The following is a 20,646-nucleotide window of genomic DNA, read 5'->3' as shown; positions in this document are numbered from 1 at the left end:
TCGGGGCGGGTCTTCGTCGTTCCCCTCCGCCTCCGGTGCCGTGCCCCGGACGCGCGTCGGGCCGTGCGCGGCCCGCACGGCCCGACGCCGCGCGGATCAGTCGCCCCGACGGGCCTGCTCGCGCTTGATCTGGTGCAGCGGAGTGGTGTGCGGCTCCTCCGACTCGTACCTTGGCGGGTCGAGCACCACGTCGGACAGGATGTCGCACGCGACGGCCACCACCACGGCGGCCACCATCAACAGACCGCCCACGACCAGGAGCCACGTCGTCCCGCCGAGCACCACGGCGAGCCCGCCCAGGGCGAAGCCGACGGACGCCAGGCCGACCGCGACCCACGAGGCCGCGCTCCCCCGGTGGCGGGGGGTCGGCGCGAGGTTGCCCCCCTGCCTCTGGAACCCCCGGATGTGTCCGAACCCCTCCTCGTCACTGGGCCGGTGGCGCTCCCACCGCGTGCCCGGGTCGGAGTCCAGGGAGGGCCCCGGCGTTCGTGCGCCCGGCTGCCACAGCGCACGCTCGATGAACTCGAACGGGGTGCGCGGGGCCGGGGCGCCCTCGACGGTCTCCGTCTCCGTCTCCGTCTTCCTTCGGCTCTCTCGCATCGCCAACCCCTTCCGGCACGTGTCGCGCCCAACGGCGCCGCGGGAGCCGACCGTCAGCGCGACCTCATATGGATCCATTACCCACTGCCGTGCCAGGAGCTGCGCAAACACCACGAAAAGCCGGGGAACATCAGAACCCGTTACACACGTTCGTAGGAGGGAAGGAAAAAGGACGTACCGGACCGGTTTCGGTTGGTGTTCGGGTATGGGCGGAGTGTAGCCGCTTCGAGGGTGCGGGCCTCGCGGCCGCGGTCCTCTAGGATGGAGCTCCGAGGGCCCAGGAACCTCCGGCGTCCACTGCGGTCGCGCGGCAGCGGTCCGCGGGCCCAGGTCTGACTCTCCACACGTGTGGAGCCAACCGCGATCTGCGAGGAGCGCATAGGAAGTGCCAGGGATACTCAGTAAGCTCCTGCGCGCGGGTGAGGGAAAGACCCTGCGCCGGCTCACCAAGCTCAAGGACCAGGTCAACTCCCTGGAGGAGGACTACGTCGACCTGTCCGACGACGAGCTGCGGGAACTCACCAAGGAGTACAAGGAGCGGTACGAGGAGGGCGAGTCGCTGGACGACCTCCTCCCGGAGGCCTTCGCCACCGTCCGTGAGGCAGCCAAGCGCACCCTCGGCCAGCGGCCCTACGACGTGCAGATCATGGGCGGCGCCGCGCTGCACTTCGGCAACATCGCCGAGATGAAGACCGGTGAGGGCAAGACCCTGACCAGTACCCTCGCGGTCTACCTCAACGCCCTCGCGGGCCGGGGCGTCCACGTCATCACGACCAACGACTACCTCGCCCGTCGCGACGCCCAGAACATGGGCCGTATCTACCACTTCCTGGGCATGGAAGTCGGTGTGGTCAGCCCGCAGATGCGCCCCTCCGAGCGGCGCAGGGCCTACCAGGCCGACATCACCTACGGAACCAACAACGAGTTCGGCTTCGACTACCTGCGCGACAACATGGCGCTGTCCCTGGACGACACCGTCCAGCGTGAGCACTACTTCGCCATCGTCGACGAGGTCGACTCCATCCTCATCGACGAGGCGCGCACCCCGCTGATCATCAGCGGCCCCTCCGAGCAGAACTCCCGCTGGTACGGCGAGTTCGCCAAGATCGCCCCCCGACTCAAGCGCGACGAGGACTACGAGGTCGACGAGAAGAAGCGCACGGTCGGCATCACCGAGTCCGGTGTGGCCAAGGTCGAGGACTGGCTGGGCATCGACAACCTCTACGAGGCCGTCAACACGCCCCTCATCAGCTTCCTCAACAACTCCCTCAAGGCCAAGGAGCTCTACCGCAAGGACAAGGAGTACATCGTCAAGGACGGTGAGGTCCTCATCGTCGACGAGTTCACCGGCCGCGTCCTGGCGGGTCGCCGCTACAACGAGGGTATGCACCAGGCCATCGAGGCCAAGGAACGCGTCAAGATCAAGGACGAGAACCAGACCCTGGCCAAGGTCACCCTCCAGAACTACTTCCGCCTCTACGAGAAGCTGTCCGGCATGACCGGTACCGCCCAGACCGAGGCGGCGGAGTTCCACCAGACCTACGGCGTCGGCGTGGTGCCGATCCCCACCAACAAGCCGATGATCCGCGAGGACGTCAAGGACGTCGTCTACAAGCACGAGGACGCCAAGTTCCAGGCGGTCGCCGAGGACATCGCCGAGCGCCACGAGGCCGGGCAGCCGGTGCTCGTCGGTACCACCAGCGTCGAGAAGTCCGAGCGGCTGTCCCGCATGCTCAAGCGCGAAGGCGTGCCGCACGAGGTCCTCAACGCCAAGAACCACGCCCGTGAGGCCGCGATCATCGCCCGGGCGGGCAAGCTCGGCGCGGTCACGGTCGCCACCAACATGGCCGGTCGCGGTACCGACATCATGCTCGGCGGCAACCCCGACTTCCTCGCCGACGAGGAGCTCCAGAGCCGCGGCCTGAGCCCGCTGGAGACCCCGGAGGAGTACGAGGCGGCCTGGCCGGAGGCGCTGGAGAAGGCCAAGAAGGAGTACGAGGAGGAGCACGAGAAGGTCGTCGAGGCGGGCGGCCTGTACGTGCTCGGCACCGAGCGGCACGAGTCCCGGCGTATCGACAACCAGCTGCGCGGCCGTTCGGGCCGTCAGGGCGATCCGGGCATCTCCCGCTTCTACCTCTCCCTCCAGGACGACCTCCTGCGGCTGTTCAACAGCAGCCGCCTGGAGGCCTTCATGAACCAGCTGAACATCCCCGACGACCAGCCGATCGAGTCGGGGATGGTCAGCAAGGCGATCGCCTCCGCCCAGGGGCAGGTCGAGACGCAGAACTTCGAGATCCGCAAGAACGTCCTCAAGTACGACGAGGTCCTCAACCGGCAGCGCAAGGTCATCTACGCCGAGCGCCGCAAGGTGCTGGAGGGCCAGGACCTGCGCGACCAGGTCGTCGAGATGCTGGAGGACGTGCTCCGCGGCTACGTCACCGCCGAGACCTCCGACGGCGACGCGAGCGACTGGGACCTCGACCGCCTCTGGCGCGCGTTCCGGCAGATCTACCCGGTCAGCTTCACCGTGGACGAGTTCCTCGACGAGCACGGCGACGTCTCGACCCTGACCGGCGAGCTCATCGCCGACCGGATCGTGGAGGACGCCAAGGCGGCCTACGACGCCCGTGAGGCCGAGCTGGGCGAGGAGACCATGCGCGAGGTCGAGCGCCGGGTCATCCTCCAGGTGATGGACCGCAAGTGGCGTGAGCACCTCTACGAGATGGACTACCTCCAGGAGGGCATCGGCCTGCGCGCGATGGCTCAGCGCAACCCGCTGATCGAGTTCCAGCGCGAGGGCTTCGACATGTTCCAGCAGATGCTGGAGGCCATCAAGGAGGAGTCCGTCGGCTACATGTTCAACGTGGAGGTCCAGGTCCGCAAGAAGGAGGAGCCGACCCTCACCGCCTCCGCCGCGGCCACGACCGCCGCGACCGTCGGCGGGGCCTCCGGGGCGACGGCCGTCGCGACCGTCGTCGACGAGGACGAGGAGGCCGCCGAGGCCGAGGCCCCCGGCGAGGAGGCCGAGTCGGCGGAGGGCGTCGTGGTTCCCGGCTTCGACGGGGACCGGCCCGACCGGCTCCAGTACTCCGCTCCGAGCGAGGACGGCTCCGTCGAACAGCACAGCGAGTCGAACGACGAGTACGCCGGTACCGCCCGCAACTCTCCCTGCCCCTGCGGCTCGGGCAAGAAGTTCAAGAAGTGCCACGGGGCTCCGGCCGCCAAGTAGACACGCCGGTAGGTAGCCGCCGAACGCGTGTGGGCGCGACCAGGTCGCGCCCACACGCGTTCTGACGTTCGGGGGTCCGGTCGTCTACAGTTCGACCGGGGCCGAGCCGAAGGCGACGGAGAAGCGGTCACACCAGATGACCACGCTCGTCATACCGGAGAGGTCGGCGTCGGCCGGGATCGCGTAGTTGGCCGACCCGTGGGTCCCCTTCAGCTCGCCGAGGGCGACGTGGCGGCCGTCGCGGTACTTGAACCAGTCGCCGCCCGCCTCCTGGTCGGTGATCCAGACGTGCAGGTCGGGGCCGTCACTGGTGGCCAGATCCGTCAGGCGGACGTGCCGTGATCCGTCGGCCAGCTCCAGGACGGTGACCGTGCCGGAGGTGTCGTGCTCCTGGCTGACGAACTCACCCTCGGCCAGGACCACCGGCCCGGCGTCCGCGGCCTGCCCGCCGTCCGCCGCGCCGGCCTCGTCCCCGCTTCCGCCGTCCCCCCGGCTCTCCTCGTCAGGGGCGGTCGGGGCCGAGGCCGCGACCGGTGGCGCCTCCTCGACCGTGCGGGTGGTGAACAGCCGCCAGGGCTGGAAGGCCCACAGCCCCACGGCCACCAGGACCAGGACGAGACCGGCCACCGGCCACAGCACCAGGGGGCGGCGCCACCGCGCCGCCTTCGGAGTCCGCAGGTTCATCGCTCCGCCTTTCGCGAGGGTTCGTCTTTCCCCTCATTCGGAGCGAACGGTGGTGAGGCGACCCGGCTCCGCCGCATTCCTCACCGCCGTTCCCCGTCGCGGACGGCTCAGCCGGTGCGGTCACCGCCCCTCGCCGGATCGCCTCCGTCGGTCCCACCGCTCCCGGAGGCGCCCGCGGCCGTTCCGTCGTCCTCGGCGGGCTCACGGCCCGGCGTGGGCAGGTTCATCTTCCTGATGAGGAACATGAACACGAAGTAGTACAGGAAGAAGTAGGCGACGCCCATCGCCAGGATCCACACGAGCCCCGTCGTGTTCGACTTCGTCGCGTTGATGAGCAGGTCGATCGCCCCCGCCGAGAAGCCGAAGCCCAGGTGGGCGTCGATCGCGTTGAGCACGGCCATCGCGACACCGGTCAACACGATGTGCACCGCGAACAGCACCGGGGCGGCGAAGATGAACGCGTACTCGATCGGCTCGGTGATGCCCGTGACGAACGCGGTCAGCGCGGCGGCGACCATGAGACTGCCGATGTTCGCGCGCTGGGACGGGTGGGCGCAGCGCCAGATCGCCAGGGCCGCGCCGGGCAGGCCGAACATCAGGACGGGGAAGAAGCCCGACAGGAAGCCGCCCGCGGTCGGGTCGCCCGCCAGGTAGCGGTTGATCTCGCCCAGGTACACGGTGCCCGTCTCCGGGTCGGTGTACTCGCCGAACACGAACCACACGATCGAGTTGACGATGTGGTGCAGGCCCAGGGGCAGCAGCAGGCGGTTGATCACGCCGTAGATACCGGCGCCGACCGACCCCGCGCCGATGATCCACGCCCCCAGGTCGTTGATCCATCCGCCGACCGTCGGCCAGACGAGTCCGAAGAACACGGCGATCAGGGTGGCGACGGCCGCCATGAGGATCGGCACGAAGCGGCGACCGCCGAAGAAGCCCAGCCACGTGGGCAGTTTGATCCGGTGGTAGCGCTGCCAGAGCAACGCCGTGACGATGCCGATGACGATCCCGCCGAGGACGTCGCTGGGGTTCTTCACCCCCCAGTTGACGATGGAACCGGAGTCCACGACGAGCGTGACCCGCTCACCGATCTCACCGCCCCGCTCGAAGAAGAGGAGTTTGGTGACGCGGTCGAACACCAGGTAGCCGACCAGGGCGGCCAGCGCGGTCGAGCCGTCCGCGCGCTTGGCGAACCCGATCGCCACACCGACCGCGAACAGCAGCGGCATCGCCTCGAACAGGGCGTTGCCCGCCTGTCCGACGACACCGGCGACCGTCTCCATCCAGCTCATTCCGGGCCAGCTGGCGACGCCCTCGGCGCCCAGGAGGTCGGGTTGCCCCAGACGCAGGAGGAGGGCGGCGGCGGGCAGGACCGCGATGGGCATCATCATGCTGCGGCCCAGGCGTTGCAGCACCGCCAGGGAGGTGGACGACCGTTTGGCCGTCGCGCGTTCGGATGCGGCGGGGGATTGGTCCGGACTCATGGGGGGCCTTTCTCGGACTGCGCCTCGCGGGCGCGATGGTGGGGGCGCGCGGCGGACATCCGGCCACCGCACACCTCCGGCTCAGTCGCCGTGCCGACGGGGGTCCAGCCGCGAGTGCAGCTGGTAGCGGTCGGCGCGGTAGGTGGACAGCGCCAACTCCACGCACTGTCCCTTGGCGAAGCTCCGGCGCTGCATGACCAGCACCGGGCTGCCGGCGGGCAGACCGAGCAGCCGGGAGTCCGCGGAGTCGCAGATTCCCGCCTCGATCGTCTGCTCGCCGGAGTCCAGGAGGATGTCGTACTCGTTCTCCAGCACCTCGTACAGGGAGCGTTCGGCCAGGTCGAAGTCCTCCAGCCCCGGCACCATCGCCGCCGGGATGTTGGAGCGCTCGACCGCCATGGGCTCGTCGTCGGCGGTGCGCATCCGCTCGATGTGGTGGACCAGGGTGCCGGGCGCGATGTCGAGCATGCGCGCGGTGTGGCCGCTGGCCGGGATGACCTGGCGGATCAGCTCCCGGGCGCCGGGCTCGTACCCCCGGGCGCGCATGTCCTCGCTGAAGGAGGCCAGGACCAGGGACATCTCGATCTTGGGTCGGGCGATGAAGGTGCCCTTGCCCGGGACCCGGTACAGGCGGCCCTCGGACACGAGCAGGTCGATGGTCTGGCGCACGGTCATGCGCGAGAGCTGGTAGGTGGCGCTCAGTTCGCGCTCGGACGGGATCATGTCGTCCACACCCAGACCGGACTCCGTGATCCAGTCCAGGAGCAGGTCACGGAGCTGGCTGTACTTGGGGAGCGGGTTGCTGGGGTCGATCGACATGGGCGGACGGCCTTCTCGTTCGGCGGGTGAGGTCGGCGTACGACCCTAGCGCGAGACACCCCCGGGCACCCCGGTCGGTGTGACCGACCCGTCCCCGGGAGAATCGGGACAAGACTGGTATAGTCCGGACTAGACCACAGCTCCGCGCGCGTGTCAATACATTCCGCGCACGGCGCCCCGCACCCCAGGGAAGGTTCCTGATGACCACCACGACGAGCGTCATGCGCTCCGAGATCGCCGAACAGCCCGAGGCCCTCCGCCGCACGTTCGCGGAGCTGCTCCCGCTGCGCCCGGAGATCGAGGCCCTGGGCCGCTCCACCAAGCACGTGCTCTTCATCGCGCGCGGCTCCTCCGACAACGCCGCGGTCTACGGCAGCTACCTGCTCCAGGCCCACACCGGCCGCCTGGCCACCCTGGGCTCGCCCTCCATCGCCACCGCCTACGGCGCCAAGATCGACCTCTCCGACGTCCTCGCAGTCGCCATCTCCCAGTCCGGCAAGACCGAGGAGATCGTCGACACCATGCGCTGGGCCGCCGACTGCGGGGCCCGGACCGTCGGCGTCACCAACGGGGCCGACTCCCCGCTCGCGACCGAGGCCGACGTCGCCCTGGTCACCCAGGCGGGCAGCGAGGTCGCCGTGCCCGCCACGAAGACCTACAACACCCAGCTGGCCGCCCTCGCCGTCCTCGCCCTGGGGCTGGGAGCCAACCTGGACGCGGGTGACCTGGAGCGCGTCTCCGACGGCATCGAGGAGACCCTCGCCGCGCCCACCGACGCGCTGGAGGAGATCGTCGAGCGCATGGTCGCCGTCCAGGGCGCCGTCATCTCCGGCCGCGGCATGGCCTTCTCCACCGCGCTGGAGGCCGCGCTCAAGCTCAAGGAGGCCTGCTACCTGCACGCCATGGGCCTGTCCTACGCCGATCTTCAGCACGGCCCCATCGCCGTCGTCGACCCGCGCACCCCCGCGCTGCTGGTCGCCGCCCCCTCCGGCCCCACCCTCCAGGGCACGGTCGCCCTGGCCGACCGCGTCCGCTCCGCGGGAGCGCCGGTCTTCGGCTTCGGCGGCGGTGACGCCCTCGCGTCGGCCAGCGACCTGTCCGTCCCCGTCCCGGACGTGCCCGAGTGGGTCGCCCCGATGAACCTCATCGTCCCGGCGCAGCTGCTCACCGAGCGCCTCGCCCGCCGTCTGGGCTACAACCCCGACGTCCCGCGCGGCCTGAACAAGGTCACCCAGACCTCCTGACCCCGATCCGCGCCCGCCGGTCCAGACCGCCTTCCCCGAAACCCTGGTGCGGGGGAGCCCGGCGCTCTAAGCTCGCGTCAACCCGTCAAGGGCAACGGGACCCCGCGGGCACACACGTTACGGAGGATTCATGGCGGACAAGGCGACCGCGATCGTGGCCGGGCTCGGCGGCGCGGACAACATCGAGGACATCGAGGCCTGCATCACCCGGTTGCGCACCGAGGTCAGGGACCCAGCCCTGGTGAACGAGGCCGCGCTGAAGGCCGCGGGCGCCCACGGGGTCATGAGCTCGGGCACCGTCGTCCAGGTGGTCGTGGGGCCCGAGGCCGACACCCTCACCGACGACATCCAGGACCTGCTCGACTGACCACCGCCCACGAGGAAGGTTCCCCCCACATGCCGGACCACGCACTCCACGTCCTGGCCCCCCTGCCGGGCACGGCGCGCCCCCTCGACACGGTGCCCGACCCGGTCTTCTCCCAGAGCATGGTCGGCCCCGGCGTGGCCGTGCATCCCGACCCCGCCACGGACGGCGCGGACGACCCCCAGGAGGTGCGCTCGCCCATCGCCGGGACGGTGGCCAAGCTCCACCCCCACGCGTTCGTCGTGATGTCGGCGGACCAGACCCGCGGGGTCCTGGTGCACCTGGGCATCGACACCGTCGACCTGGCCGGGGAGGGGTTCTCCCTCCTCGTCGAGCAGGGTGACGAGGTGGCCGCGGGCACCCCGGTGGTGCGGTGGTCCCCGGGCCGGGTCGCGGCGCTGGGCAAGTCCCCGGTGGTGCCCGTGGTCGCCCTGGACGCCACCGCCGACGCGCTCACCGGGTCCGCCGACGGCGCGGTGGACCACGGCGCCCCGCTCTTCACCTGGGGGTGAGGCCCCAGGTGCGCGGGCGGATCCGGCCCCGTTCGGCGGGGCCGGATCCGCCCGCGCCCGTCGAAGCGGTAGTCTCCGGCGAACCCACCTTCCGCCGAAGATCGAGACCCGCCATGAGACTGTCCGTAACGCACCTGCTGGCCCCGGTCTGCGTGGGGCTGGCCCTGACCGCGTCCGCCTGCACCACCGGGGAGGCGGGGTCCCCGCCCCGGACCGACGAGCCGCGGCCCAGTACGAGTCCCGAGCCGTTCGAGCCGGTCCTGGCCCCGCGCGTGCTGGCGGAGATGGATCTGGACGCCAAGATCGGGCAGCTCCTCGTCCTGACCGCCCAGGGCACCACCGCCGAGGAGAACGCCGCCCAGATCGAGGCGTACCGCCCCGGCGGTCTCATCTACTTCGACGCCAACCTGACCGACGCCGCCCAGATCGCGCGGATGTCCGCCGGGCTCCAGGACCTGGCGGCGAACCAGGGCGCGGGCGTCCCCCTGTTCGTCGGCGTCGACCAGGAACAGGGCCTCGTCGCCCGGCTGCCCGTGGGCACCCGCTTCCCCGACGCCATGGCCGTCGGCGCCACCGGGGACCCCGCGATGGCCGAGCTGCTCGCCAGCACCACCGCCGCCGAGCTCACGGCGCTCGGGATCAACCTCGACTACGCGCCGGTCGCCGACGTCAACACCAACCCCGACAACCCGGTGATCGGCATCCGCTCCTTCGGCTCCGACCCCGACCTGGTCGCCGAGATGGCCGTCGCCGAGGCCGAGACCTACGCCGGGGCGGGGGTCGTCCCGGTCGTCAAGCACTTCCCCGGCCACGGCGACACCGACGTGGACAGCCACACCGGCCTGCCCGTCATCGACCTGCCGCGCCAGACGTGGGAGGCCGAACACCTGCCGCCGTTCCGCGCCGCGGTCCAGGCCGGGGTGGACGCCATCATGACCGCCCACGTCCTCATGCCCCAGCTGGACGGCTCGCACGACCCCGAACCGGCCACGCTCTCGCCCGCGCTCATCGACGGCGTCCTCCGCGACGAGCTGGGCTTCGACGGGGTGGTGACCACCGACGCGCTCAACATGGAGGGTGTGCGCCAGACCCACTCCGACGGCGAGGTGGCCGTCCGCGCCATCGAGGCCGGGGTCGACCAGCTGCTCATGCCGCCCGACCCCGACGCGGCGATCGCCGCCCTGCGCGGGGCCGTCGACGAGGGGCGGCTCACCGAGGAGCGGATCGACGCGTCCGTCCTGCGCGTGCTCACCCTCAAGGAGAAGCGCGGCATCCTGACCGAGGCCCCGCCCGCGCCCGCCGACACCGCCGCCGCCGAGGCGGCCGTGACCGACCCCGCGCACGCCGAGGCCGCCCGGCGGGTGGCCGAAGCGTCGGTGACGCTGGTCCGGAACGAGGACGGCCTGCTGCCCCTGGCGGAGGGGACGCGCGTGAGCGTGCGCGGCGAGGGCGCCGACCGTATCGCCGCCGCGCTCGCCGAGGCCGGGCTGGAGGTGGTCGACTCCGGCGCCGACGTGGCCGTCGTGGGCACCAACGGCGCCCGGGGGTCGGCGGCCCAGCGCGTGCCGGTCGAGTCCGCGCTCGCCCAGGGGACGCCCGTGGTCGTGGTCGCCCAGGGCGGACCCTACGACCTGGAGGTGTTCCCCGGGGCCGGGGCCTACCTGGCGGTCTACTCGTCGGTGGACGTGTCCCGGGACGCCGCCGCGCGGGTCATCGCGGGGGAGATGGCCCCCTCGGGGAGCCTGCCCGTGGACATCCCCGGTGCCGGTGTGGCGGCGGGGACCGGGCTCACCTTCTGACCCCTCCGCGCCCCTCCCGATCGTCGGAAGTGGTTGAAACGTGTCCGGAACGGGAAGAACCGTTCCCCGCCCGGACACTCGGGCCCCCTCCGAGGACCGGTCGGGCCGGATCCGCGACACGGATGGAGGGGATCGGATGGACGGCACCCGCCGAGGCGTCATCTCGGACTGGGCCGGAGTGCTCACCACGCCACTGTTCGACTCGATCAGCGCCTGGCTGCGCGACGAGCGCATCGACCACGCCCACTACCAGCGGGTCATGCGACCCTACTTCGACGGCAGCCTGGACGGGAACAACCCGGTCCACGCGTTGGAGCGCGGTGAGATCGACACCGCCCGCTTCGAGCGCGACCTGGCCGCCCTCCTCAGGCTCACCGACGGCGGCCCGGTGGCGGCCGAGGGCCTCATCCACCGGATGTTCTCCCGCTTCCACCCGGTGCACGAGATGTACGAGACGCTGCGCGCCGTCCGCCGCTCCGGCGTGGGCACCGCGCTGCTGTCCAACTCCTGGGGCAACGGCTACCCCCGCGAGCACTTCGACTCCACCTTCGACGAGGTCGTCATCTCCGGTGAGGTGGGGATGCGCAAGCCCGAACCCCGGATCTACCTGCACACCTGTGAACGCCTCGGGCTGCGGCCCCAGGACTGCGTGTTCATCGACGACCTGGCGCACAACGTCCGTACCGCCGAGGAGCTCGGTATGACCGGGGTCCTGCACACCGACGCGGCCACGACCCGTCGGGAACTGTCCCGAATCCTGTCCGTGGACGTCCACGACGAGGACCCCCGCGCGGCCTGACCGGTCACCCGACCGGCGGGGCGGTGGCGCGCCCACCACCGGTCCTTGGCAGACTCGAGGGGACCGCACACCACCCCGGAGAGCCGATGTACGTCTTCCTGCCCAGCACCGTCCCCGCCCTCGCCAAGGTCCTCGACCAGGGGCGGGTGGAGGGCGACCCGCTGACCGCCTTCGCGGCCGACCCCGACTCCGGGGTCGACGCGGAGGAGGCCGAGTACGACGCCATGTACGCGGCCGCCGACGAGTCGCTGGCCCTGCTGGCCGCCGACCCCGCCGCCCCCCGCCGCCGGGTGGTGCTGGCCGCGACCATGCCCGACCACGTGGTCGAGCGCACGGGTACGGCGGGGCCGGGGGTGCTCCGCGTGCGGATCACCGGCTCCGTGCCCTACAAGAGGCTGGCCTCGGCGCACGTGGACGACGCGGGCGCGGCGGAGGACGTCGCCAGGGCGGTGGCCGACCCGGCCTCCGACGCCGCCGCGGACCACGAGTTGATGTGGTTCGCCGTCCAGGAGCTGCGCTACCTCGTGGAGGAGAGCGGCGCGTAGGTTCCGTCCGGAGCCTGGAGCGGTCGGCGCCCGGGGAGGGCCGTGCTCACCGCCGCCAGAACAGGTGGTGGGTGACCCCGCTGGGGCTCGGCACCGTCTCATGGTGGAAGCGGTCGTCCAGCTCGTCGGGGCTCTCCCACAGCCGCTCGCCCCGGCCGAGGTCGACGGGGGCGACGGCGACGTGCGCCGTGTCGACCAGGTCGGCCGCCAGGAACTCGCGGATGGTGGTGACCCCGCCGCCCAACCGCACGTCCTTGCCCCCAGCGGCCTCCTTCGCGCGTTCCAGTGCCTCGGCCGGTGTCGCGTCGAGGAAGTGGAAGGTGGTGTCGGACAGGGTGAAGGACGGGCGCTCGTGGTGGGTGAGCACGAAGACCGGCGTGTGGAACGGCGGGTTGTCGCCCCACCACCCCTTCCACTCGTGGTCCTGCCAGGGGCCGCGCTGGGGGCCGAACTTGTTGCGCCCCATGATCTCCGCGCCGATGTCGCGGTGGAACTCGCGCGTCATGTAGTCGTCCAGGCCGCGCGTGCCGCCGGGGTCGGTGCGTCCCGGCCAGCTGGCGGTGGCGCTCGCCCACGAGACCAGGTCGGCGGGGTCGGCGTGGCCGAAGGGACGTTCCAGGCTCTGTCCCTCACCGGCGCCGAACCCGTCCCGCGACACACTGAAACAGTGCACCCTCAACAGCTGTGGCATGCCGTCCTCCTTCCGGGGGTTTCCGGTCGCGCACCGCGACCGTTGGCACCGTACAACCGTCCGGAGACGAAACGCCCGGAGGAGAGCGATCGCCCGCCCGTGTCACGGCGACGGGCGGCGGTGACGACTCCTACCTGGTGTCCTCGGGGGCGGCGGTCGCGTCGTACAGATCCGTCTCCTCGGCTTCGGCTGCCATCTGGTCCAGGATCCGACTCCTTGATTCCATCTCGACGTAGCAGTGCGCCGGAGTTTCCTCGGAGCCGTCGAAGACATGGGTCGTCGTGCCGATGTGCTGCCACCCGAGACGCTCGTACAGGCGGATGGCGGCCCGGTCCTTGGCCATGACGTCGAGCACCAACCGGAGTTCCGCGCGATACGCGAAGTTCGTCGCGGCACGGGTCAGCCGTTTTCCCAGCGCTCGCCGTCGCACCGTCGACGATCGCGAGCAGGATCCCGCCGCCGATCAGTCCCAGGCCGGTCCAGCCGACCGCCTCCCAGAACGCCTGAGCCCGGCCGCCGGTCCCCGTCCTGTTCCCCACCCGTGGTCTCCTGTTCCTCGCCGCACTCGTGCCCTGGCGGCCGTGCCCGGAAAGGGATGGAACGCCGGATTCGTGCCCGACAAGATAACAGCGCCTACCGAACCCGGGCACGGGACGATCTCGGCCCCGCTGACGCCGCGTTCCGTTTCGGCCCCTCCGTTGGCCTCCCCGCCGCGGGTTCTTCGGGAAACCTGTCGGTAACCGGAGGATCGCGCTGGATACTGGCTCTCATGGAGTCGAGGAGGCAGTATGTCTGTCATGAGTATCCGGGACACGGAAGCACCCGACCGGCCGCTGACCGTCGACGACCTGGCACGCATGCCGGACGACGGACGGCGCTACGAGTTGGTCGACGGGAGGCTTGACGTGTCCCCGGCCCCCGTCTTCGACCACACGTCCGTGGACTCTCGCCTGACCATACATCTGGGCGATGTGGCCCCCGACGAGTTCACCGTGCTGACCGGTCCCGGCATCAACTTCAACGCGGAGCGGACCCATCACCGCATCCCGGACCTGGCGGTCATCAGGGCCGACGCCGCCGAACGCCCCTACCTGACCAAACCGCCGCTGCTGGCCGTGGAGATCCTCTCCCCCGAGAGCGTGCTCCGTGACAGCAACACCAAGCGCGCCGAGTACGCCGCCTTCGGGATCGAGTCCTACTGGATCGTCAACCCGCACCCGGACAAGGTCGGCATCAGTGAGATGCGCCTGGAGAACGGCCAGTACCGGGACATCACCCAGGTCTACGGAGAGGACGTCTTCGAGACCGAGCTGCCCTTCCCGGTGCGGATCGTCCCGCACTGGCTCGTCGCTGACGGCCCCTGGAAGAAGCACATCGGAGGCTGAGCCCCCGCGAGGTGATCGGGCCTCGCGGGTCACCACCTCCTCCATCCCCCGCGCTCCCAGCCCTGTGACGTGCGCGTGACCCCCTGCCCGTGCCGAATCCGGTGATCACGATGCCGCGGGGCGCGATGTGCGCCTCGATGTCGGCGGCGCCGCCGTCGAGGCAGGTGTCGACCTCTTCCTCGACGGCCACTCTCACCGGGGTGCCGCCGAGATCAGTCCCAGGCCGGTCCAGCCGACCGCCTCCAGGGACGCCCGTGCCCGGAAAAGGATGGAACGCCGGATTCGTGCCCGACAAGACAACAGCGCGTACCGACCCCGGGCGCGGACGTGACCGATCCCGGACACGGCCGGGCCACGGGCCGGTCTCGGACCCGTTGACGCCGCGTTCCGCCCATACGGCAATATGGGTGCGTCCCTCGTCCCCGATCCCCGAGGAGTCCGCCATCAGCCGCCTGGTGCTATGGAACGTCGACCTCACCCTCCTCGACGTGGGTCGTGTGATGCGGGCCGCCCACGCGGAGGCCTTCGAGGAGGTCACCGGTGACCCCCTCGTCTACCTGACCTCCGCCGAGGGGCGCACGGACTCGGAGATGTTCTTCGAGTTCTGTGCCCGCAACGACACCGACGTCGAGCCCGACAACGCCACCCTCGAACGGTTCCTGTCCGCCCTGGAGGCGGCCTTCGTCCGGCGTGCGGACGAACTCCCCGCCAAGGGCCGAGTCATGCCCGGCGCGGAGGCCTCGCTCGCGGCTGTGGCCGGTATGCCCGACACCGTCCAGACCGTGGTCAGCGGCAGCACCCGAGCGACCGCCACGGCCAAGCTCAGGGCGTTCGGCCTGGACTCCTACCTGGACCTGTCCGTGGGCGGGTTCGGGTCGGTCAACTACCCCAAGTCCAGCCTCATCCAGTCGATCCGGCTGCACGCGGCGGGCGAGGGCGGACACACCTACGCCGAGGGCGAAACGGTCCTGTTCACCAGCTCCGTGCCCGACGTGCGGGCGGCGGTCATCGGCGGTGCCACCCCGGTCGCCGTCCTCACCGGCTCCGCCACCGAGGGCCAGCTGCGCGAGGCCGGAGCGACGGAGGTGCTGGAGGACCTGACCGATCCGCGCGCGGTGATGACCGCCGTCCACCGGGCGACCACGCCCTGAGCCGCCCTCACACACCCTCACACACGGCCGCCGGACAGGGGCGTCCGCCGATGGGACGGATCCCCGCAACCCGGTTCTAACACGGCGTAATCACCGCGTAACGGTGTTGGTCCTGTCCTCAGCGGCGAAAACCAGTAGCCTGGTCTGCGGGTGGGGACGGGACAACGGCGTCCCGAAGCCCCACCGACCTTCGCCTGTGCGCACAGGTACACACCCAATCACCGTCCCCGTGCTCTCCTTCCGGTCGGAGGGGTTCACGGATTCTCACAACACGGCACGGAAGTTCACAGGTCACATGACCGGCTGTTCCTCCGTCACCCCACGACGTTGCTCACAAAGGAGTGAGAGAGTCATATGTCCGGGCAATCCGACGCTTACCTCCAGAAGCTGCTCAGTGACGCGGCCGCCCGGTGGTCCCCAGGGCCCCGGTTGAGTCCCGAGGACGCCGAAGCCGTCCGCCGCTTCCTCCCCCTCTACTACCGTCACGCGGACCCCGAGGAGCTCGCCGGACGCACCCCCGAACAGATCTGCGGTATCGCCGGTTCCCACCGCGCGTTCGGCGCCGAGCGGGTGCCCGGCCGCGCCAAGGTGCGCGTGTTCACCCCCACCGCCGAACACGACGGCTGGGAGCAGCAGACCAGCGTCCTGGAGATCGTCACCGACAACGCCCCCTTCCTCGTCTCCTCCGTCACCATGGCGCTCAACGAGCTCGGCGCCGGCGCCCGCCTGATCATCCACCCCCAGATGACCGTCGGCCGCGACCTGGAGGGCGTCCTGCGCGAGGTCGACCCGGAGATCGGCGGCGAGGGCCTGCTGCCCACGGACGAGTCGTGGATGCACATCGAGATCGACCGGCAGACCGACCCCGAGCGCGTCAAGGAGATCACCGACCGGGTCGAGAGCGTCCTGGCCGACGTCCGGTACGTGGACGAGGACGCCGCCAAGATGAGCGACCGGGCGATCCGGATCGCCGACGAACTCGCCGCCTACCCCGACCGCCTCGTCGCCGGCGGCGTGGACCCCCGCGAGATCGGTGAGAGCGTCGACTTCCTGCGGTGGGTGGCCAGCCGCCACTTCACCTTCATGGGCTACCGCGAGTACGCGCTGGTCACCGACGAGAACGGCGACGACGCCCTGCGCCCCGAACCCGGCTCCGGGCTCGGCATCCTGCGCATGGACTCCCCGGCCTCGACCAGCTTCGCCGCCCTGCCCCCGGAGATCCGCGCCAAGGCCCGCGAGCCCTACATCCTGGTCCTGACCAAGGCCAACTCCCGCGCCACCGTCTACCGCCCCAAGTACCTCGACTACATCGGCGTCAAGAAGTTCGACGCCCAGGGCAACATCGTCGGCGAGCGGCGCTTCCTCGGCCTGTTCACCCCGCAGGCCAACACCATGAGCATCACCCAGATCCCGATCATGCGCCGCAAGCAGGCCGAGGTGCTCTCGCTGGCCGGGTTCGAGGCCGACAGCTACGACGGCAAGGACCTCATCGAGCTGCTGGAGACCTTCCCGCGCGAGGAACTCCTCCAGATCCCCGTCAACGAGCTGTACAACATCGTCCGCGGGGTCCTGCGCCTGCGCGACCGGCGCGGCACCAAGCTGTTCATGCGCCGCGACCCCTACGGCGGGCGGTACATGTCCTGCTTCGTGTACATGCCGCGCGACGAGTACAGCACCCGGGTGCGCCTGGACATCCAGAAGACCCTCGCCGACGCCTTCCAGGGCGCGACGATGGACCACAACGTGCTCATCGGCGCCGCCCCGCTCGCCCGGCTGTACCTGGTGGCGCGCGCCCAGCACGGGCAGACCCTCGCCGACATCGACCAGGTCGCCCTGGAGGAGCGCGTCCGCCAGGCCGCCCGCTCCTGGGAGACCGACTTCGACACCGTCCTCACCGAGCGGTTCGGCCCCACCCGGGCCACCGAGTTCAAGGACCGCTACGCCAGCGGCATGAACGAGGCCTACCGGGTCGACAACGCTCCGGAGGTCGCCGCGGCCGACGTCGGCGAGCTGGAGGAGCTGCTCGGCCGGACCGACCCCGACCGGCGCGAGGGCGAGTTCAGCGTCGACCTCTACCGGCCCGACCCGGACGCCGACGCCTGGCGGTTCCGCCTCTACCGGATCGGTGAGCCGATCTCGCTCAGCCGCGTCCTGCCGGTCCTGGAGAACCTGGGCGTCGAGGTCGTCGACGAGTGGCCCTACGACATCACGGTCAAGGACGTCGGCCGGGTGTGGATCTACGACTTCGGCCTCGGCCCCATCCCCTCCTCCGACCTGGCACCCGAGCGGCTCAAGGAGCTGTTCGAGGACGCCTTCGACGCCTCCTGGCGCGACGTCAACGAGTCCGACCGGTTCAACGCCCTCGTGGTGCGGGCCGGGCTCGACTGGCGCCAGCTCACCGTGCTGCGCGCCTACGCCAAGTACCTGCGCCAGACGGGCGCCACGTTCACGCCGGACTTCATCGCCGACGTGCTCTCCGCCAACGTCCCCATCACCAACCTGCTGGTGGAGCTGTTCGAGGCCCGCTTCGACCCCGACCAGCCCGACGCCGGACGCGACGAGCGCGCCGACGCCCTGGTCCGCAAGATCGAGGGCGAGCTGGAGGCGGTCGCCAGCCTGGACCACGACCGGATCCTGCGGTCGTTCACGGCGGCGATCCGCGCCACCCTGCGCACCAACCACTACCAGGGCCACCCGTACCTGGTGCTCAAGCTCAACCCGCAGCAGATCCCGGACCTGCCGCACCCGCGGCCCCGGTTCGAGATGTACGTGTACTCGCCGCGCGTGGAGGGCGTGCACCTGCGCTTCGGCTCGGTCGCCCGCGGCGGTCTGCGCTGGTCGGACCGCTTCGAGGACTTCCGCACCGAGATCCTCGGCCTGGTCAAGGCCCAGATGGTGAAGAACTCGGTGATCGTCCCCAGCGGCGCCAAGGGCGGGTTCGTCTGCAAGCGCCTGCCCAAGGACGGCACCCGCGACCAGGTGACGGCCGAGGTCGTCTCCTGCTACAAGCAGTTCATCAGCGGCCTGCTCGACGTCACCGACAACCTCGTCGACGGCGAGGTGGTCCACCCCGAGCGCACCGTCCTGCACGACGGAGACGACTCCTACCTGGTGGTCGCCGCCGACAAGGGCACCGCGACCTTCTCCGACATCGCCAACGAGATCTCCCTGGAGCGGGACTTCTGGCTCGGCGACGCCTTCGCCTCCGGAGGCTCGGTCGGCTACGACCACAAGGCGATGGGCATCACCGCCCGCGGCGCCTGGGAGTCGGTGGCCTACCACTTCCGCGAGATGGGCGTGAACGTCCAAGAAGAGCCGTTCACCGTCGTCGGCATCGGCGACATGTCCGGTGACGTGTTCGGCAACGGGATGCTGCTGTCCAAGCAGATCAAGCTGGTGGCCGCCTTCGACCACCGGCACGTCTTCCTGGACCCCGACCCCGACCCGGCCGCCTCCTGGGCCGAGCGCAGGCGCCTGTTCGAGCTGCCGCGCAGCACCTGGGCGGAGTACAGCGCCGACCTCATCTCCGAGGGCGGCGGCGTGTTCCCGCGCACGGCCAAGTCGGTGCCGCTCACACCGCAGGTCAAGGAGGTCCTGGGCATCGACCCGGAGGTCGAGGCGGTCACCCCGGACGAGCTGATCCGGTACGTGCTCACCGCCCCCGTCGACCTGCTGTGGAACGGCGGTATCGGCACCTACGTCAAGGCGAGCACCGAGACGCACGCCGACGCGGGGGACAAGGCCAACGACCAGGTGCGCGTCGACGCCGACCAGTTGCGCGTGAAGGTGGTCGGCGAGGGCGGCAACCTCGGCCTGACCCAGCCCGCCCGGATCGAGTACGCGCGCGGGGGCGGCCGGATCAACACCGACTCCATCGACAACTCGGCGGGCGTGGACACCTCCGACCACGAGGTGAACATCAAGATCATGCTCGACCGCGAGGTGCGGGCGGGCAAGATGTCCAAGGCCGAGCGCGACCAGCTGTTCATCGACATGACCGACGAGGTCGCGTCGCTGGTCCTGGACAACAACTACGCCCAGAACACCGTGCTGGCCGCCGCGCGCAAGCAGACCAGGGAGATGCTGCACGTCCACGGCCGCTACATGCGCCACATGGAGCGCACCAAGCTGCTCAAGCGCAAGCTGGAGGACCTGCCCTCCGACAAGGCGATCGCCGAGCGGCGCACGGCGGGCAAGGGGCTGACCAGCCCCGAGTTCGCGACGCTGCTGTCCTACACCAAGATCGACCTCAAGGAGCAGATCGGCCGGTCGGACCTGGCCGACGACCCCTACCTGGCCGACACCCTGACCGAGTACTTCCCGACGCCGCTGCGCTCGGAGCGCTTCGCCTCGGGCGTGGCCTCGCACCCGCTGCGCCGGGAGATCATCGTCAACCAGGTGGTCAACCAGATGGTCAACCGGTCCGGGGTGACCTTCGCCTTCCGGCTCAACGAGGAGCTCGGCTCCAGCGCCGCCGACATCGCCCGCGCCTACCTGGTCGTCCAGGAGGTGCTCCAGCTGCGCAAGTACTGGGACGAGGTCGAGAAGCTGGACCACCGCATCACCGTGGACAGCCAGCTGTCCCTGCTGCTGGAGACCCGCAAGCTCGCCGAGCGCTCCGCCCGGTGGCTGCTGCGCCACCGCAGCTTCCCGTTCGACATCCGCAGCGAGATCGGCTACTTCGCCGACGGGGTGGGCGAGGTCCTGCCGCGCCTGGTCGACCTGCTCAGGGGGCGCGACCGGGAGGCCTACGCCGAACGCCGCGACCGGTACGTGTCGATGGGCGTGCCCACCGGGCTGGCCGAGCAGGTCGCCGTGATGGTGCCCGCCTACTCCACCCTCGACCTGGTGGAGATCGCGCACCGCACCGGCCGCCCGGTGGAGAAGGTCGCCGAGCTGTACTTCGAGCTCGCCGACCGGCTCGACATCAGCTGGTGGCGCGAGCGGATCATCGACCTGCCGCGTGACGACCGGTGGGCGACGATGGCGCGCGCCGCGCTCCGCGACGACCTGTACTCCGCGCACGCCGACCTCACCGGGCGGGTGCTGGAGGCGGCCGACACGGACTCGACGGCCGAGCTGCTCGACTCCTGGTCCGAGCAGAACCGCGACCAGCTGGAGCGGTCGGGGATCACCCTCTCGGAGATCCAGGAGAGCGAGCGCTTCGACCTGCCGACGCTGTCGGTGGCCCTGCGCTCGATCCGCTCCCTGGTCGACTAGGGTCCGCGCGGCCCGGGTGAGGGCCTGCTGAGCCTCGTGCGGGCCCCGCGTTCGGTGACGAACGCGGGGCCCGCCGCCTGCGCCCCGCATGTGGGCGGCGGAGGGCGCCCGTCGGGCAGC

The 20,646-nt window shown here is 70.7% G+C and carries 16 protein-coding genes; 10 read left to right on the top strand and 6 right to left on the bottom strand.

Going from position 1 to position 20,646, the window contains the following annotated elements:
* Positions 1-96: 96 nt before the first annotated feature.
* Positions 97-600: a hypothetical protein gene (locus DVR05_RS06650; protein ID WP_369974504.1), complete on the bottom strand. Its 504-nt coding sequence runs from the start codon at positions 598-600 to the stop codon at positions 97-99.
* Between the two features lie 385 nt (positions 601-985).
* On the opposite strand from DVR05_RS06650, the gene secA reads away from it, so the two are divergent.
* The gene (gene secA, locus DVR05_RS06645; RefSeq protein ID WP_116244908.1) at positions 986-3,829 is read left to right on the top strand and encodes a preprotein translocase subunit SecA; all 2,844 of its coding nucleotides are present in this window, start codon (positions 986-988) and stop codon (positions 3,827-3,829) included.
* Positions 3,830-3,913: 84 nt separating this feature from the next.
* On the opposite strand, the gene DVR05_RS06640 is transcribed toward secA, so the two are convergent.
* The 3 genes from DVR05_RS06640 to DVR05_RS06630 all read right to left on the bottom strand — a co-directional run bounded on the left by DVR05_RS06640 (position 3,914) and on the right by DVR05_RS06630 (position 6,816).
* On the bottom strand, positions 3,914-4,513 hold the full coding sequence (locus tag DVR05_RS06640; protein WP_198659067.1) for a DM13 domain-containing protein: 600 nt from the start codon (positions 4,511-4,513) through the stop codon (positions 3,914-3,916).
* A gap of 107 nt (positions 4,514-4,620) precedes the next feature.
* Positions 4,621-5,997: a PTS transporter subunit EIIC gene (locus DVR05_RS06635; RefSeq protein ID WP_116244907.1), complete on the bottom strand. Its 1,377-nt coding sequence runs from the start codon at positions 5,995-5,997 to the stop codon at positions 4,621-4,623.
* An 81-nt stretch (positions 5,998-6,078) separates the two neighbouring features.
* Entirely contained in the window at positions 6,079-6,816 is a 738-nt protein-coding gene (locus DVR05_RS06630) for a GntR family transcriptional regulator (RefSeq protein ID WP_116244906.1), read from the bottom strand.
* A gap of 200 nt (positions 6,817-7,016) precedes the next feature.
* Here DVR05_RS06630 and DVR05_RS06625 point away from each other — a divergent pair, with 200 nt between their 5' ends.
* From DVR05_RS06625 to DVR05_RS06600, 6 genes are all read left to right on the top strand, one after another.
* Positions 7,017-8,060: an SIS domain-containing protein gene (locus DVR05_RS06625; protein ID WP_116244905.1), complete on the top strand. Its 1,044-nt coding sequence runs from the start codon at positions 7,017-7,019 to the stop codon at positions 8,058-8,060.
* A gap of 130 nt (positions 8,061-8,190) precedes the next feature.
* Complete coding sequence (locus DVR05_RS06620) at positions 8,191-8,427, top strand: glucose PTS transporter subunit EIIB (RefSeq protein WP_116244904.1); 237 nt, start codon at positions 8,191-8,193, stop codon at positions 8,425-8,427.
* Between the two features lie 29 nt (positions 8,428-8,456).
* Entirely contained in the window at positions 8,457-8,936 is a 480-nt protein-coding gene (locus DVR05_RS06615; RefSeq protein ID WP_116244903.1) for a PTS glucose transporter subunit IIA, read from the top strand.
* A gap of 113 nt (positions 8,937-9,049) precedes the next feature.
* The gene (locus tag DVR05_RS06610; protein ID WP_116244902.1) at positions 9,050-10,735 is read left to right on the top strand and encodes a glycoside hydrolase family 3 protein; all 1,686 of its coding nucleotides are present in this window, start codon (positions 9,050-9,052) and stop codon (positions 10,733-10,735) included.
* A gap of 136 nt (positions 10,736-10,871) precedes the next feature.
* On the top strand, positions 10,872-11,534 hold the full coding sequence (locus tag DVR05_RS06605; RefSeq protein ID WP_116244901.1) for an HAD family phosphatase: 663 nt from the start codon (positions 10,872-10,874) through the stop codon (positions 11,532-11,534).
* A gap of 86 nt (positions 11,535-11,620) precedes the next feature.
* Positions 11,621-12,079, top strand: coding sequence for a DUF6912 family protein (locus tag DVR05_RS06600; RefSeq protein WP_116244900.1), 459 nt, complete (start codon positions 11,621-11,623; stop codon positions 12,077-12,079).
* Positions 12,080-12,125: 46 nt separating this feature from the next.
* Here DVR05_RS06600 and DVR05_RS06595 read toward each other — a convergent pair whose 3' ends face one another.
* A complete protein-coding gene (locus tag DVR05_RS06595; protein WP_116244899.1) occupies positions 12,126-12,770 on the bottom strand; it encodes a dihydrofolate reductase family protein in 645 nt (214 codons plus the stop codon).
* A 130-nt stretch (positions 12,771-12,900) separates the two neighbouring features.
* Entirely contained in the window at positions 12,901-13,200 is a 300-nt protein-coding gene (locus DVR05_RS06590) for a GNAT family N-acetyltransferase (protein ID WP_116244898.1), read from the bottom strand.
* A 367-nt stretch (positions 13,201-13,567) separates the two neighbouring features.
* Here DVR05_RS06590 and DVR05_RS06585 point away from each other — a divergent pair, with 367 nt between their 5' ends.
* The 3 genes from DVR05_RS06585 (at position 13,568) to DVR05_RS06575 (ending at position 20,526) form a co-directional block, all read left to right on the top strand.
* Positions 13,568-14,155 carry a Uma2 family endonuclease gene (locus DVR05_RS06585; protein ID WP_116244897.1) on the top strand — a complete coding sequence of 196 codons (588 nt, stop codon included), beginning with the start codon at positions 13,568-13,570 and terminating at the stop codon, positions 14,153-14,155.
* Positions 14,156-14,610: 455 nt separating this feature from the next.
* The gene (locus DVR05_RS06580) at positions 14,611-15,306 is read left to right on the top strand and encodes an HAD family hydrolase (protein WP_116244953.1); all 696 of its coding nucleotides are present in this window, start codon (positions 14,611-14,613) and stop codon (positions 15,304-15,306) included.
* A gap of 354 nt (positions 15,307-15,660) precedes the next feature.
* Positions 15,661-20,526 (top strand): NAD-glutamate dehydrogenase, encoded by a 4,866-nt coding sequence (locus DVR05_RS06575; protein WP_116244896.1) that lies wholly within the window; start codon positions 15,661-15,663, stop codon positions 20,524-20,526.
* The last annotated feature ends 120 nt before the right edge of the window (positions 20,527-20,646 follow it).

This window comes from Nocardiopsis sp. FIRDI 009 (assembly GCF_003386285.1).
GTDB lineage: Bacteria > Actinomycetota > Actinomycetes > Streptosporangiales > Streptosporangiaceae > Nocardiopsis.
The sequence above is the reverse complement of the archived record's forward strand: the minus strand, read 5'-3'. Positions and strand labels throughout refer to the sequence as shown.